General features: G+C 67.6%; 15 protein-coding genes. 3 read left to right on the forward strand and 12 right to left on the reverse strand.

What is annotated here, in order from left to right; genetic code table 11:
- Positions 1-10: 10 nt before the first annotated feature.
- The 3 genes from AC50YM_RS07245 to AC50YM_RS07255 all read right to left on the reverse strand — a co-directional run bounded on the left by AC50YM_RS07245 (position 11) and on the right by AC50YM_RS07255 (position 2,891).
- Positions 11-1,447: a class II fumarate hydratase gene (locus tag AC50YM_RS07245; RefSeq protein ID WP_494956292.1), complete on the reverse strand. Its 1,437-nt coding sequence runs from the start codon at positions 1,445-1,447 to the stop codon at positions 11-13.
- Positions 1,448-1,519: 72 nt separating this feature from the next.
- Positions 1,520-2,134 (reverse strand): carbonic anhydrase, encoded by a 615-nt coding sequence (locus tag AC50YM_RS07250; protein WP_494956293.1) that lies wholly within the window; start codon positions 2,132-2,134, stop codon positions 1,520-1,522.
- 10 nt (positions 2,135-2,144) lie between these two features.
- Positions 2,145-2,891 (reverse strand): DUF4245 domain-containing protein, encoded by a 747-nt coding sequence (locus AC50YM_RS07255; RefSeq protein WP_494956294.1) that lies wholly within the window; start codon positions 2,889-2,891, stop codon positions 2,145-2,147.
- A 217-nt stretch (positions 2,892-3,108) separates the two neighbouring features.
- Between AC50YM_RS07255 and glpX the strand changes: the two genes are divergently transcribed.
- Both glpX and galE read left to right on the forward strand, forming a co-directional pair.
- Positions 3,109-4,131, forward strand: a complete 1,023-nt coding sequence (gene glpX, locus AC50YM_RS07260) for a class II fructose-bisphosphatase (RefSeq protein ID WP_494956386.1) — start codon at positions 3,109-3,111, stop codon at positions 4,129-4,131.
- 114 nt (positions 4,132-4,245) lie between these two features.
- The gene (gene galE / locus AC50YM_RS07265) at positions 4,246-5,220 is read left to right on the forward strand and encodes a UDP-glucose 4-epimerase GalE (protein WP_494956295.1); all 975 of its coding nucleotides are present in this window, start codon (positions 4,246-4,248) and stop codon (positions 5,218-5,220) included.
- Positions 5,221-5,510: 290 nt separating this feature from the next.
- On the opposite strand, the gene AC50YM_RS07270 is transcribed toward galE, so the two are convergent.
- From AC50YM_RS07270 to AC50YM_RS07305, 8 genes are all read right to left on the reverse strand, one after another.
- A complete protein-coding gene (locus AC50YM_RS07270) occupies positions 5,511-6,137 on the reverse strand; it encodes a dihydrofolate reductase family protein (protein WP_494956296.1) in 627 nt (208 codons plus the stop codon).
- 18 nt (positions 6,138-6,155) lie between these two features.
- Complete coding sequence (locus tag AC50YM_RS07275; RefSeq protein ID WP_494956297.1) at positions 6,156-6,632, reverse strand: SRPBCC family protein; 477 nt, start codon at positions 6,630-6,632, stop codon at positions 6,156-6,158.
- On the reverse strand, positions 6,616-6,972 hold the full coding sequence (locus AC50YM_RS07280) for an ArsR/SmtB family transcription factor (protein WP_494956298.1): 357 nt from the start codon (positions 6,970-6,972) through the stop codon (positions 6,616-6,618). Before AC50YM_RS07280 ends, AC50YM_RS07275 begins: the two co-directional genes overlap by 17 nt.
- Positions 6,973-7,583: 611 nt before the next feature.
- Positions 7,584-8,576, reverse strand: coding sequence for a lipid II:glycine glycyltransferase FemX (locus tag AC50YM_RS07285; protein WP_494956299.1), 993 nt, complete (start codon positions 8,574-8,576; stop codon positions 7,584-7,586).
- Between the two features lie 4 nt (positions 8,577-8,580).
- A complete protein-coding gene (manA, locus tag AC50YM_RS07290; protein ID WP_494956300.1) occupies positions 8,581-9,873 on the reverse strand; it encodes a mannose-6-phosphate isomerase, class I in 1,293 nt (430 codons plus the stop codon).
- Positions 9,874-9,932: 59 nt separating this feature from the next.
- A complete protein-coding gene (locus AC50YM_RS07295; RefSeq protein ID WP_494956301.1) occupies positions 9,933-11,603 on the reverse strand; it encodes an LCP family protein in 1,671 nt (556 codons plus the stop codon).
- A 10-nt stretch (positions 11,604-11,613) separates the two neighbouring features.
- Positions 11,614-12,138: a 5-(carboxyamino)imidazole ribonucleotide mutase gene (gene purE, locus AC50YM_RS07300; protein ID WP_494956387.1), complete on the reverse strand. Its 525-nt coding sequence runs from the start codon at positions 12,136-12,138 to the stop codon at positions 11,614-11,616.
- A gap of 101 nt (positions 12,139-12,239) precedes the next feature.
- The gene (locus AC50YM_RS07305; protein WP_494956302.1) at positions 12,240-13,436 is read right to left on the reverse strand and encodes a 5-(carboxyamino)imidazole ribonucleotide synthase; all 1,197 of its coding nucleotides are present in this window, start codon (positions 13,434-13,436) and stop codon (positions 12,240-12,242) included.
- Between the two features lie 152 nt (positions 13,437-13,588).
- On the opposite strand from AC50YM_RS07305, the gene AC50YM_RS07310 reads away from it, so the two are divergent.
- Positions 13,589-14,239: a GtrA family protein gene (locus AC50YM_RS07310; RefSeq protein WP_494956303.1), complete on the forward strand. Its 651-nt coding sequence runs from the start codon at positions 13,589-13,591 to the stop codon at positions 14,237-14,239.
- Between the two features lie 150 nt (positions 14,240-14,389).
- Here the strand turns inward: AC50YM_RS07310 and AC50YM_RS07315 are convergent, their stop codons facing one another.
- Positions 14,390-15,094: a TIGR03089 family protein gene (locus tag AC50YM_RS07315; protein WP_494956304.1), complete on the reverse strand. Its 705-nt coding sequence runs from the start codon at positions 15,092-15,094 to the stop codon at positions 14,390-14,392.
- Positions 15,095-15,231 lie beyond the last annotated feature (137 nt).

The raw sequence follows: 15,231 nt of genomic DNA on the forward strand, positions 1-15,231 counted from the left end.
GGGGCGAGTGCTAGGCCTTGTGCGGCGGACGCGTCATGGACATAACGTCCAGGGCGGTGTCCAGCTGCTCTTCGGTGAGTTCGCCGCGCTCCAGGAAGCCCATCGCGACGACGGTTTCGCGGATGGTCAGGCCCTCGGCCACGGCCTTCTTGGCGATCTTTGCAGCGTTCTCGTAGCCGATGAACTTGTTCAGCGGAGTGACGATCGACGGTGAGGCTTCGGCGAGGAAGCGGGCCCGCTCGACGTTGGCGGTAATGCCGTCGATCATCTTGTCCGCCATAACGCGGCTGGTGTTGGCCAGCAGGCGCACGGATTCGAGCAGGTTGGCGGCCATCACGGGGATGCCGACGTTGAGCTCGAACGCGCCGTTGGTGCCGGACCAGGCGATGGTGGTGTCGTTGCCGATGACCTGGGCGCAGACCATGATCGAGGCTTCGCAGATCACCGGGTTGACCTTGCCGGGCATGATCGAGGAGCCCGGCTGCAGGTCCGGGATCGCGATTTCGCCGAGGCCGGTGTTGGGGCCGGAGCCCATCCAGCGCAGGTCGTTGTTGATCTTCATAAAGGAGATCGCAATGTTGCGCAGCTGGCTGGAGGCTTCGATCAGGCCGTCACGGTTGGCCTGTGCCTCGAAGTGGTCGCGGGCCTCGGTCAGCGGCAGGCCGGTGTCGGCCGCGAGCAGTTCGATGACCCGCTCCGGGAAACCGGCGGGGGTGTTGATGCCGGTGCCGACGGCGGTGCCGCCGAGCGGCACCTCGGCGACGCGGGGAAGCGATGCGTTGATGCGTTCGACGCCGTAGCGGACCTGGGCGGCGTAGCCGCCGAACTCCTGGCCCAGGGTCACCGGAGTGGCGTCCATCAGGTGGGTGCGGCCGGACTTGACGACGTCCTTGAACTCGACGGCCTTGCGTTCCAGCGAGTCGGCAAGGTAACCCAGCGCGGGGATCAGGTCGTTGATCAGCGCGGAGGTGGCGGCAACGTGGACGGACGTCGGGAACACGTCGTTGGAGGACTGTGAGGCGTTGACGTGGTCGTTCGGGTGGACCACCTTGTCGCTGCCGCCGGCCTTGAGCGCGCGGGTGGCGAGCTCGGCGATGACCTCGTTGGTGTTCATGTTGGAGGACGTGCCCGAGCCGGTCTGGAAGACGTCGATCGGGAAGTCGCCGTCGTACTTGCCGGTCGCGACCTCGTCGGCAGCGTCGGCGATCGCCTGGGCGAGCTCGCCGTCGAGCACTCCCAGTTCGGCGTTGGCCTGGGCTGCGGCCTTCTTGACCCGGGCGAGGGCTTCGATGTGGGTGCGTTCCAGGGTTTTGCCTGAGATCGGGAAGTTTTCAACCGCACGCTGCGTCTGGGCACGGTAGAGCGCGTTCACGGGGACGCGGACCTCGCCCATCGTGTCGTGTTCAATGCGGAACTCTTCGGTGTTCAACTCTTCTGTGGAAGTCATGGGGCTAGCTTATTGGGCGGAGGCGTTGCATCGAAAACCGTGAAGGGCTTGCTACTTGGCCGTTGCGGGGACCTAGAGCTTGCCGATTCCGGAAACGAGGTCCGCCCGGCCGTCGGACAGGCTGTAGGCGAGACCGATCACGGCGGCCCGGCCGCCCTCCACCGCCTCGGAAATGACCCGCGAGCTGTCCACGAGCCGCTGTGAGGTCTGTTTGACGTTCTCGACCACCATCTCGTTGACCTCATGCTGGTTGTTACGCAGCGAGGTCAGCACCGCGGGGGTGATGCGTTCCACGAGGCTGCGCATAAAGCCGACGGGCATCTGTCCGGTTTCCATGGCTTTTTTGGTGGCCGTGACCGCGCCGCAACTGTCGTGTCCCAGGACGACGATCAGCGGCACCGAGAGGACGCTGACGCTGTATTCGAGCGAGCCGAGCACGGCGTCGTCGATCACGTGGCCGGCAGTGCGGACCACGAAGGCGTCCCCCAGGCCCAGGTCGAAGATGATTTCGGCGGCCAGCCGCGAATCGGAGCAGCCGAAGATTACCGCGAAGGGGTGCTGGTTCTCCACCAGGGAGGACCGGCGCGAGGCGTCCTGGTTGGGATGGGACGACTTGCCGGAGACAAAGCGTTCGTTGCCCTCGCGGAGACGGCGCCAGGCTAGGGCGGGAGTGAGATAGGTGGCCACGGCCTCTAGCTTACGGTGATGGGGCGGGGGAGGGTGAAACTGTTGCTGCGGCGCTGCCCTCGGGTGACGCGCTGCCCGGGGTGCGGGGGCCGGTCTCGAGGTCCTTGACCACGGCGGTTGCCAGTGAGGTGAATTCGTCCAGCTGCGCGGATCCGGTCAGGATGACGGTGGTGCCGCCGGCGTCGAGAAGCACCATGCTCTTTTCGCCCTTGCCGGTGTCGCGGAGCTCCCAGTCCCGACCGCCGGCGCTGCGGGTGCCGGTGACGGGGGCGCTCTTCACTTGCTGCAGCAGCCAGGTGGGGTTGGACTGCCGGGTCTGCACCAGGGCGATGAAGGATTCCTTGGGGGTGAGGTAGCCGACCTCCCAGGTCGGGACGCCGCTGCCGGTGCCGGATTCCCAACGGGCGTAATTTGCGCGGAATGTGTCGGAAGTATCAGGCGCGGCCGGTGTGAATCCCGCCACACCGGCAGCGTTCTGCGCCACTTCGCTGACGTTGATGTCCGGCCGGTAGCCATCCGTCTTGGGCGCCGGGTTCATCAGGACGATCGGCAGGAAAGCGGCAATGCTGACGACCAGGGCGGTGATCATGCCGATCACCGACGCGTTGGCCCGTTTGGCCGCCCCGGCGGCCAGAACGGGCTTGACGGGCGGCTCGCCGGCCGCGGTAGGCGTGTCCTGACCGGCGACGCCGGCGGGGGACGCTGGGGCTGCGGGGGGCGTTTCCTGCAATTCACTCACCCCCCTATAGTCGCCCATTCCGGGCTGATCTCACATTCGGAGGTGTCGGGCAGGACGGGTAAAGCCGGGGCGGCACATTTCACGGACTGGTCATTTTCAGGCGCATCTTTCCACCGCGACTATGATCAGGTGTAGACGAGATCACAACCAGACGAATCGCCGCGACGGATCGACCCTGTCCGTTCGGCTTCAATGATCGCCACTCGAAGAAGAGGTTCACGTGACATCAGCGCCAATGACCCAGAAGTACTCCACGCTTTCCCCGTCCCTTGCCGTCGGCATCGACGAGCCGGACCGCAACCTTGCTCTGGAACTGGTCCGCGTCACGGAAGCCGCCGCCATCGCCGGCGGCCACTGGGTCGGTTTCGGGGACAAGAACAAGGCCGACGGTGCCGCCGTCGACGCCATGCGCTCTTTCCTGCAGACCGTCCACTTCAACGGTGTTGTTGTCATCGGAGAAGGTGAAAAAGACGAAGCCCCGATGCTCTTCAACGGCGAGAACGTCGGCGACGGCACCGGCCCCGAGTGCGACGTCGCCGTCGACCCGATCGATGGAACGCGCCTGGCCGCCCTTGGCATCAACAACGCCCTCGCCGTCCTCGCTGTCGCCGAGCGCGGTTCCATGTTCGACCCCTCCGCGGTGTTCTACATGGAGAAGCTCGTCACCGGCCCGGAAGCCGCCGACATGGTTGACCTTCGCCTGCCGGTCAAGCAGAACCTGCACCTGATCGCCAAGGCCAAGGGCGTCAAGGTCAACCAGCTCAACGTCATGATCCTGGACCGGGACCGCCACCGTGGGCTCGTGGAGGAAATCCGCGAAGCCGGTGCCCGCACCAAATTCATCATGGACGGCGACGTCGCCGGCGCCATTGCTGCCGCGCGCGCCGGCACCGGAGTTGATGCCCTTATGGGCATCGGCGGAACCCCGGAAGGCATCGTCTCGGCCTGCGCCATCAAGTCCCTCGGCGGTGTCATCCAGGGCCGGCTGTGGCCGACCAGCGACGAGGAGAAGCAGAAGGCGATCGACGCCGGCCACGACCTGGACCGGGTGCTGTCCACCAACGACCTCGTCTCCAGCGACAACTGCTACTTCGCAGCCACCGGCATCACCGACGGCGACCTGCTCAAGGGCGTGCGTTACTCCAAGGACAAGGTCCTCACGCAGTCCATCGTGATGCGTTCGAAGTCCGGAACCATCCGGTTCGTTGATGGCGAGCACCAGGCCAGCAAGTGGGAAGGCTACGCCCGCAAGAGCTAGCACCTGCCACAAACAGAACACCCGGATCCCGGGGCGCTTTTCGCGCCCCGGGATCCGCCGTTTCCGGGCGGGCCGGGAGGCCGCGGGCTGCCGGCGTTGGGTAGGGTGGAACCCATGACATGGCTCGTAACAGGTGGCGCAGGATATATCGGTTCTCACGTGGTTTCCGCTTTACGCGGAGCCGGGATGCAGGCGGTGGTGGTCGACTCGCTCTCAAGCGGGCACCGCGAGTTCGTCCCGCAGGAGGTGCCGTTCGTGCACGGTACGATCCTCGACTCCGAGCTCGTGGCGCGCATCATGCTGGATCATGCCGTCACCGGAGTGATTCACCTGGCCGGTTTCAAATACGCCGGGGTGTCCGTGCAGGAACCGCTGCTCACCTACGAGCAGAACGTCACCGGCACGGCCGAGCTGCTTAAGGCAATGGAACTCGCCGAGGTGGACAAGCTGGTCTTCTCCTCCTCCGCCGCCACCTACGGCACCCCCGCCGGGGACATCGTCACCGAAGACACCCCGACGCAGCCGGAATCCCCTTACGGGGAGAGCAAACTGATCGGCGAATGGCTGATCCGGGACCAGGGCCGGGCCCGCGGACTGAAACACACCTCGCTGCGCTACTTCAACGTCGTCGGCTCCGGCGCGCCCGAGCTGTACGACACGAGCCCGCACAACCTCTTCCCGATCGTGCTCCGGGCGCTGACAGCCGGCAAGACCCCGCGCATCAACGGCATCGACTACAACACCGCCGACGGCACCTGCGTGCGCGACTACGTGCACGTGTCCGACCTTGCCACGTCCCATGTCGCGGCGGCGCGCGCCCTCGCCGCCGGAACGCCGCTGGAACGCGTCTACAACCTCGGGTCAGGCGACGGGCTCTCCGTCCGGCAGATCATGACGGCGATGGCCAAGGTCACCGGCATCGACTTCGAGCCGGAGATCGGCCCCCGCCGGGCCGGAGACCCGGACCGGATCGTGGCCGACGGCAGCCTCGCCGCGCGCGACCTGGACTGGAAAATGCGGCACTCCGTCGAGGACATGGTCGCCAGCGCCTACGAAGCGCAGAAGAAAGCTGCCTCCGCCGGAATCTAGGGGCTCCGCCGCCCGCTTTCTGCCGCACGCCCTCTGCCGCTCCCGGGGGGACATGCCCAGTGCTCACGCCGAGGAATGGGCACAGTGTATTCATGTCCCTCCGCCATTGCCGACGCGGGACATGTCCAGCGGTGCGGCCCGGGTTCGTGCTGCCACAGGGGGACATGTCCAGCGGTGCGGCCCGGGTCCGTGCTGCCACAGCGGGACATGTCCAGCGGTGCGGCCCGGGTTCGTGCTGCCACAGGGGGCATGTCCAGCGGTGCGGCCCAGGTTCGTGCTTGGTCTGCAACTTAGGTCAGATTTGAAACGCCCGTATACGTCGCGTAGTCGGGGCGTCCAGCCCATTCGTAGACCTGGAGGGTGAGCCCGCCTGGAGTGGTCTGACTGCTGACAAGGCGCAGTCCCGCCGGTGCGCCGCCGTCGGGGAAGAGGCGGCGGCCGTGACCGACGATGACGGGAGCGACCACGAGCCGTAGTTCTTCGATCAGCCCTGCAGCAATCAGGAATTGGGCGAGCCGGGCGCTTCCATGGATCTGGAGGTCCCGTCCGGGCTGCTTTTTGAGTTCCGCGACCTGCTCGGCGACGTCCCCGGAAAGGACCGTTGTCGGATTCCAGGTGCCCGCTGTCAATGTGTGCGAAGCGACGTACTTCGGCAGCCGGTTCATCAGTACGGTGAAAGGATCGTCCGGGTCGGTGATCCGCGGCCAGTCCCTCGCGAAGGCTTCGTAGGTGCGGCGGCCGAGCAGGAGTGCGTCAGCCGCGCCGAGCCATTCAGCGGCCTGGAGGATGAATGCTTTGTCCATATGGGGGACGAGCCATCCGCCCTGTGTGAACTCGTCGCTGGTGTCCTCCTCGGGTGATCCGGGACCCTGCGACACGCCGTCGAGGCTCACGAACTCGGTCAATGTCAGCTTCATGACCTTCTTCTTGCGTGCCTATGCCGTGGACTCGACCAGTTCGGCGAGCTGCTTGGTCACGGTACCCCAACCGTCGTGGAAACCAAGTTGTTCATGCTGGTCGCGGTCCGTGACATTGCGGTGCATCGCTGTGGCGGTGTACTCAGTGCCGTCCGGGTGATCCTTCATGGTGATGACGGCGGTCACGAATGACGCCTCGGCGGGGCGCCAGCCGGCAACAAGCGCATCGGTGAAGACGATCCGCTCAAGTTCATCGACGGCGAGGAAACAGCCTGTGATGTGACGGGCGAACGCGAGACCGTCCTGGCTGATCTCGGTTCGGAAGGACCCGCCGGGACGCAGGTCCATCTCCTGCACGCGACAGATCTCCGGCGCGGGAACCCACCATTGCTGGAAACTCGCGGGGTCGGTCCAGGCCCTCCAGACCGCCGAGCGCGGGGACTTGATGATGCGGGAGACGGTCAGGTCGAGTTCGGGGTCAGGGGAGTTGGTCATTCGGGTCGTTCCTTTCGTGAGTTGTTGAGACGAAGCGCTCCAGCCGGTCGGTGCGATCCGTCCAGATGCTTCGCTGTTCGCCGAGCCAGGTATCGATCACGTCGAACGATTTCTTCTCGAGCGTGCAGGTTCGCAGGCGGCCGGTTTTGCGGGTCTTGATCCAGCCCGTGTTTTCGAGGTAGCGGATGTGCTTCATGAACGACGGCAGCGCCATCTCGAATGGCGCCGCCAGTTCGCCGATGCTCGCCGGTCCCGTCCCCAGCCGGCCCAACACCGCGCGGCGGGTGGGGTCCGCGAGGGCCTGGAATACGCCGTCGAGTTGGGATGAATACTGGGTCATCCGGTTAGGCTATCGGGCGCAGACACTTAGCTCAAGGGCTAAGTGTTAGGTGTGCGTCTGCCCCTGGACGGCAATACGTGCGAAATTCTGCTCGGAATACCGCGGGAGGGGGCGCCGCTCGCGGCACCTTCGCCGGCATTGCAGACGCAGCACTCTGCCCCGGGGGACATGTCCAGTGCTCGCGCCCAGCAATGGACATAGTGGGTTGATGTCCACCCGGCGCGGCTGGCGCGGGGCATGTCCAGCGGTGGGGCCCAGGTTTGTGCTGCGACAGGAGGACATGCTCGGTGCTGAGGCCCACGGGCGGGCTGCCTCCGGGGGGCATGTCCAGTGTGCAGGCCCAGGAGTGGACATAGTGGGTTTATGTCCACCCGGCGCGGCGGGCGCGGGGCATGTCCAGCGGTGGGGCCCAGGTTTGTGCTGCGACGGGAGGACATGCTCGGTGCTGAGGCCCACGGGCGGGCTGCCTCCGGGGGGCATGTCCGGTGTGCAGGCCCAGGAGTGGACAGAGTGGGCTTATGTCCACCCGCCGCGGCTGACGCGGGGCATGTCCAGCGGTGGGGCCCGGGTTCGTGCTGCCTCCGCAGGCCAGGCCCAGCCGCGGCGGCGGGCTAGCGGCGGAGCGCCCCGCGCAGCCGGGAGGGCAGTTTCCGGGCCACCACGACGGCGGCGCGGGCGGCCTGGGCGGCCTTCCGTGCGAGCTGGTACGCGTTGTAGCGCACCGCCCGCACCGGCAGGTCCCAGGTTCCGGGGTAGGCGACCTCGCGCCCGCCGAAGGACTTCTTGAAGGCCGTGAACCCCGCCCACTTGTGGTCGGGCTGGTCCGCCGGTGCCACCCCCCACAGGTCCACGTGTTTCAGGCCCTTGTCCTTGGCGTCCGCCATCAGCGTGACCAGCAGCGGGATCCCGGCGCTGAGCTTCCGGTGCGCATCATCCAGGGCGGCATGGGCGTAGGTGCGGGTGTCCGCGGAGTCGTAGGCCAGGGCGGCGGCAATCGGCTCGCCCTCGAGCTCGGCGAGAAAGAGCGTCGCGGCGCCGGCCGGCATCAGCGAGCGGGCGACCTGCGTCAGGTATTCGTCGCTCTGCGGCTTGAACCCGTTGCGCGCCGCCGTCAGGTGCAGGAATCCCAGCAGAATGGAGATCTCGGCCGGGTCCTGGCTGGCCCGGAACGTCACGCCCTTCTTGTGGATGTTCCGGTACAGGTTGCGGTTCACCGGCTTCATCTCCGCGAGGACGTCCTTGAAGTCCCGGTCCAGGTCCACGATCCAGCTCAGTTCGGGCTGCTGGTTGGCCGGGGCCGGGCGCAGCCCGCGTGGGCGCAGCACGGCATCGGCGTCCGCGGCGGTGAAGCCGGCGTCGACAGGTTCAATCCGGACAAACACGGCCCCGCAGCTGCGGGCCAGCTCGGTCAGGGCCGCCAGGGCGGCGTCGAACGCGGCGAGCGAACCGGCCACCGGGCCGTAGGGTGCGTAGAGGAGCTTCCCCGCCGGGTTGCTTTCCTCGATGGCCAGAAAGCTCCAGCCGGGCCCGGAGCGTTCGTGCACAGTCCGGCCCAGTCCGCGCTGGAAATCGGCCCACGGGGGGCTCTGCAGGAAGTGGTCCACGGTCTCAGGCTTCCAGTCCGGTGGTGACGGCAAAGGCCAGGGCCGTTCCGGTGGCACCGGACGCCGCGTGGGCATTCACCGGCGCCTCCGCGGCGGGCAGGAAGGCACTCCCGCCGCGGCCCAGGCGCAGCTCACCCTTGGGCGAGTCGAGGATCAGGGATCCGGACACGACGAGGATGACCGCGGCTCCGGCCTGTGCCAGCGGAACGGGCTCCGCGCCGGGCGCCAGCTCGACGCGCTGCAGCTGGAATTCGCGGAACGGGGGCCGGAAGACCTCCTGTCCCAGCATCGTGGTCTCGGCCGGGAGCATCGGCACGCCGGCGGGCTCGAAGGCGATGGTGCGGAGCAGTTCGGGCACGTCCACGAACTTCGGGGTCAGGCCGCCGCGCAGCACATTGTCCGAGGAGGCCATCACCTCGATACCGAGGCCGTGCAGGTAGGCGTGGACATTTCCGGCCGGCAGGTAGACGGCCTCGCCCGGCGCCAGCGAGACGCGGTTGAGCAGCAGTGAAATCAGCACGCCCGGATCGCCCGGGTACCGCGCATTCAGGTTGACGACGGTGGAGAGCTCGGCCTGGTACGGCGCCATCGGGGCACCGGAAACCAGTGCGGCCACAATCGCGGCCGTCGCCTCCGTCACGTCGCCGCCGCCGGCGATCAGCCGCTCGAAAGCTGAGCGCAGGGCCACCTGCTCCCCGGGCTGGGCGAGATCCTGCAGCAGCATCGGAACGAGCGGGGGAAGCTCCAGGCCGGCGAGCTCAAAGTCCGCGGCGAGCAGCTGGAAGACGGCGCGCGCGTCCGCCGCCGGCCGGAAACCGCACAGCGCCTCGAACGGGGTCAGCGCGAGGATCATCTCCGGCTTGTGGTTGTCGTCCTTGTAGTTCCGCTCCGCGGCGGCGCGGTCGACGCCGGCGGCCTCCTCACGGGCGAACCCCGCCCTGGCCTGCTCGAGCGTCGGATGCACCTGCAGCGAGAGGGGGCTGTCGGCCGCCAGCACCTTGAGCAGGAACGGCAGCCGGGGACCGAATTCGGCAACGCTGTCGCTGCCCAGATGGTGCTCCGGGTCGTCCGCGATCAACTCGTCCAGGCCCCGGCGTCCGCCGTCGTCCGCGACCGCAGCGTGCGTACCGGCCGACCCGGCACCGCCCGGGCTGAGCGCCACCGACGGGGAGTCCGGGTGCGCGCCGAGCCACAGCTCCGCCTCGGGGCCGCCGGAAGCCTCCCTGCCGAGGAGCACGGCAATGGCAGTCGTGGAGCCCCAGGCATAGGGCCGAAGGACATTCTCAAGTTCGTACACGGCCGGGGGTGTCCCTTATCTGTTCAGGAATTCTGGGCTGGAAAGAGCGGGTGCTGGGGCTAGAGCGGCATGCACTGGCCGTTGGTGGCTACCAGGTCGCGGATCGACTGTTCATCGCCGTCGAGCTTGAATTGGTTCAGCATCTCCTCGGTGATCGGCTCACCGTCCGGCGTCGTGGTCACCGGCGTGAAGTCCGACGGCGACGGCACGGGCTGGGTGCCGGGCTGGATCCGAGGCGCCGCGCCGGCCGCCGAGAGCGGACCGGGCGCCGCGACCTGCTGCCGGATGCCGTCGAGGCCGGTGCCGTCAGCTGTTTGGCCTGAGGCGCCTGCCGCGGCGGCCGGCGCGAGCAGGGCGTCGACCTTCCGGTGGATCTCGTTGAAGTCCGGGACCGTCGAGAAGGATGCGTCGAAGTCGGGCGGACCGATGGTCAGCCGGCTCATGTCCTGGCCCTTCGCTTTCATCGCGAGGTCCACAAAGCTGCCGAGCTGGCCGGCGGAGATGTTGGAGTCAACCACCTTGGTGCCGGCCTTGACGATGTCCTCGAACTTGGAAAGCAGGGTGGCCGGATCCAGCTGTTTCAGCATGGCCTGCTGGACGCACTGCTGGCGGGCGATGCGGGCGTAGTCGTCCACGAATTCGCGCGAGCGGCCGTACCAGAGGGCGTGGTAGCCGTCCAGCGTATTGTCGCCGGCCGGGATCCAGCCCAGCGGCATACCGTGGATGCCGTTGGCTTCGTCAACGGTCTCGCCGCTGATCGGGACCCAGCCGCCGGCCCTGATCTTGATGCCGCCCATGGCATCGATGAGCTTGGCGAAGCCGTCCATGTCCACCAGCACGTAGGCCTGGACCTTGATGCCCAGCGTTCCGGACACCGCCTCCAGGGTGGCCTGCGCGCCCGGATCCGCGACACCGGGGTACAGGTCCTTGTGCTCGTTCGTGACCTCGGTGTTGATGGCGTTGATGAGGCATTCGTTGCCGCAGTCGTAGCCGTCAGGGTAGATGGTGCGCATCGGGGAGTCTTCGCTGAACTGCGCGTTCTGCAGGTTGCGCGGCACCGAGATGATCGCGGTCTTGCCGGTCTTGGCGTCCACGCTGATCACCGAGAGGCTGTCCGGGCGGCGGCCGGTGCGGTCCGCGCCGGCGTCGCCGCCCATCATCAGGAAGTTGTACCGGCCCTCCGAGGGTTCCATCGCCGGCCCGCTGGAGAAGATGTTGCCGATGGCGTCGCGGCTGACGTTGAGCAGGTACGCGGCGTACCCGAGCGACCCGCTGCTGAGCACCATTGCCAGCACCAGGGCGCCCACGACGGCGGGGCGCACCCGGGGTGCCAGCAGCACCGGACGGATCAGCCGCAGGGTGTTGATGAACAGGGCCGCCCAGCCGATGGCCAGCGCGGCGAGGACGATGATCAGCAACAGCGAGGTGACCGAGTTGGTGAGCAGGTTGATCAGCGTCGACCGGGATGCCAGGAGGAGCACTACGGCCAGGACCGCCAGCAGCCAGACCGTCAGGGTGACGCGCAGCGCCATCCGTCCGAGCCGCCGGTTTCCGGCGACGATCTGGGCGCTGCCGGGCACGAACAGGGTCAGCAGGACCAGCAGGAAGGCGCGTTTGGTCAGGACCGGGGCGGCCGCTCCCGAGGGATAACGGACGGGATCCGTGAGGGACGGCGCGGCCGTTGTGTTTCGCGGCCCGGGCTGGCGGGAGGGGGCGTAACTGTTGGTCATCTGGCGATCCCTAACGGCTGCCCCGGGTGACGACGTTTGCGTCGGCGAACACTTCGCTCACCTTGTGCCGCAGGCTGGCACCCTTCCGGGTGGCGACGTCATTGAGTTCCTGGGCAAAATCGAGCAGGTCGGCGCGCAGCCGGGCGGCCATCGGATCGGTGCCCGAGGCCAGCATCCGGACCGCCAGCAGTCCGGCGTTCCGGGCCCCGCCGATGGAAACGGTCGCGACCGGAACCCCGGCAGGCATCTGGACGATGGACAGCAGGGAGTCCATGCCGTCGAGGGTCTTCAGCGGCACCGGCACCCCGATGACGGGCAGCGGGGTGACGGAGGCGAGCATGCCCGGCAGGTGGGCTGCGCCGCCGGCGCCGGCGATGATGACACGCAGCCCGCGGCCGTGGGCCGTCTGGCCGTAGCTGATCATTTCCAGCGGCATCCGGTGAGCGGAGACGACGTCCGCCTCGAACGGGATGCCGAATTCGGCGAGGGCCTCGGCGGCGGCCTCCATCACGGGCCAGTCGGAGTCCGAGCCCATCACGAGACCGACGATCGGCGCGTCGGCGTCCTGGGCTGTTGTGATCCCCGTGTCCGTGGCCTGTTTTGTGCTGATCCGGCTGCTGCGCCTGCTGCTCGCGTTCATGGGGTCTCCTCGAGGGCTGCCGCTCCGGTGCCGGACGGTGTCCGTCCGTTCCGGATGATGTTGGCGACGGTCGTGGCGCGTTCCCGGACGGAGCCGACGTCGGCCACGGAACCGCCAACGAGGTTGACGTGTCCGATCTTCCGGCCGGGCCGGACGGCCTTGCCGTAACAGTGGACCTTCGCCGCGGGTTCGCTGGCCAGGGCTGCGGGGTAGGCGGAGAACAGGTTCTGGTTCTCGCCGCCCAGGAAGTTCTTCATCACCACGACGGGGCCCAGCAGGTCCGTCGCCCCAAGGGGCAGGTTGAGGATCGCCCGGAGGTGCTGCTCAAACTGGCTCGTCACCGAGCCGTCCTGTGTCCAGTGGCCGGTATTGTGCGGGCGCATGGCGAGCTCGTTGATCAGGAAGCCGGTGCCCACCCCCGGGGTCTCGAACAATTCCACCGCCATGACGCCGGTGACGCCGAGTTCGCTGGCGATCCGGAGGGCGGCGTTCTCCGCCGCGGCCGCAACTTCCAACGGGATGTCCAGGGCCGGGGCGATGACTTCGTCGCAGACACCATCGACCTGGATGGTGTGGACCACGGGCCAGGCCCGCGCTTCGCCATCCGGGGTCCGGGCCACGAGGGCGGAGAGTTCGCGGCTGAATTCCACTTTGGCTTCCGCCAGCAGCGGCGACATCGCCTCGAACCAGCCCGCGGTGTCCGCCGCGTCCGCCGCGGAGTCAACGATCCGCACGCCCTTGCCGTCGTAGCCGCCGCGCGGTGTCTTCAGCACGACCGGCCAGCCGATGTCCTCGCCGAACGCCACCAGCCCGGCGACGTCGTCGACGGCGGACCAGCGCGGATTGGGAAGTTCGAGCCTGTCGATGGCCGCCCGCATCACCAGCTTGTCCTGGGCGTTGACCAGCGCGTCCGGTCCGGGGTGGACGTTAACGCCGGCCCGCTGCAGGGCGCGGAGATGCCCGGTGGGAACGTGCTCATGGTCGAACGTCAGGACATCCAGGCCGCGGGAAAACTCCAGCAGATGATCCAGATCGGTGTAATCACCGACCGGGGCATTGGCCACGGCCGCGACGGCTGAAACGTCCTCACCTTCGGCAAGGACGCGGAGCTCGAAGCCCAGGGCAGTGGCCGCAGGGGCCATCATTCGGGCGAGTTGGCCGCCGCCAACCACACCGATCACAGGAAAAGTCACAAGGACCAGCCTACCGAAAACCTCGCAATATCCCGGCTTTTGGACCTCCCGGTGCGGGTTCAAAGGGCTCGGCGCGCGCTGGTTCCCGGGAATCGGCGCTAAAATTGGCCGTTGGCCCAATGGCCGAAAAATCAAGAAGGCCACGGAGGGTCATGATTACTACACTTACCGAGCGCTTGCGCGGGCTCGCTTCGCTCTTCTGGCGCGAAGTGGCCAAGTTCGGGGCGGTGGGCGGTGTTGCGTTCATCATTGACAACGGATTCACGTATTACCTGATGCACGGCCCCATGACCGACAGCGAAGCCAAGGCACGCTTCGTCGGGGCCAGCATCGCCACCGTCTTCTCCTGGATCGCGAACCGGTTCTGGACCTTCCGCCACCGGCGCCAGGACAACGTGCTCCGCGAATTCGCGATGTTCATCCTGATCAACGGCATCGGCATCGGCATCTCCACCGGTTTCACCGCCCTGGCCAAGTACAGCCTCGGCGTCACGGACAAGAACATGCTGTTCGCCGCCGGTGTGATGGGCATCCTGGTGGCCACGGTCGTGCGCTTCTTCGCCTACCGGTTCCTGGTCTTCAACAAGGAACTCGATGAAGAGCCCGAGTTCTCCCATGACCACGAGATCATCGAGCGGCATCCGCACACCCATCCCGGCCCCGTTGTCGGGAGCCCGGCCGGAACCCGCACTGCTGAGAGCCGCACTCAAGAGGCCCGCACTCAAGAGCGCCGCCCGGTCGAGAGCGGCGCTGTTGAGAGCCGCTCCGTCAGGGATCCGGACGTGCCGGGCCCGTCCGCTTAGCGGTAGCCGGCGACTCCGGTTCCCGCCACCGGGTTCCCCACTCAGGTACCGCGAACCCCGGGGCGCGTCCGCGGGGCGGCGGTCCGCCGCCACTGACGCTCAGCCGCCACTGACGCTCAGCCGCCGCTGACGCTCCGCCGCCGCTGATGCTCAGCTGCCGTTGACGCGCTCGTCCGCGAGCAGCTTTTCCGTCACCGACACGGCGGGGTGCACCAGCACCACCGATCCGCCGCTTGTCCAGGCGCCCAGTGCCTCGGCGAGGGCGGTCTCGAGTCCGTCGCCGGCCGGAACCAGCAGCCGCACGCCGTCGGCGTGCGGAGCGGCGAAGCCGTCCAGCAGTTTGCCGTGCGTGTGCGCGGCCCCCGCGGCGCCCAGCACCGCCCGCCGCGACGGCTCCGGATCCACATGAGCCATAAAAACGTCACCGTGGGAGCGCACTTCGGCGGCATAATCCACGACGCCGGTTGGCAGCTCGCCCGGCCACCGCATGGCCAGCGCCGGCAGTGCCACGGCCAGGACGGCGTCGAACGCCCCCTGCGCGGCACCCCGGCCGGGATCGCCGGTGGCCAGCAGCTCCGCTTCGGCGTCGTCGAGGACGACCTCCATGCCGAGCTGCCAGGCGGCGAGGGCCAGGATCAGCGACTTCCAATGGGCCGGGAGGTCCAGCCGCAGCCGGGTCCCGGGTTCGGCGTCGAGCTCGTCCTGCAACAGGTTGCTGGTCTTGGCCACCCAGTTGTCCAGCACGCGTCCGGAGAGCTCCACCCGCTCGGAATCGGGTCCGTACCAGGTGAGTCGGGGGGAGGTGGACTGCCCGGATCGCAGGGCTGTCATCAGTTCGATTGCCGGGATGCTCATGGGTTCATCTTGTCACGGGGCATCCGGTGTGATCTCCGTCATAGGCCAGGCCGGAGCGGCCGGCGCGGATCGCCGGGCGAGTTGGGAAGTTCCCCGTGAATTCAACAAAAACTTCTCCGAAGTGCTCAGTACCCTGA

It is taken from the genome of Pseudarthrobacter sp. RHLT1-30-1, assembly GCF_059383415.1.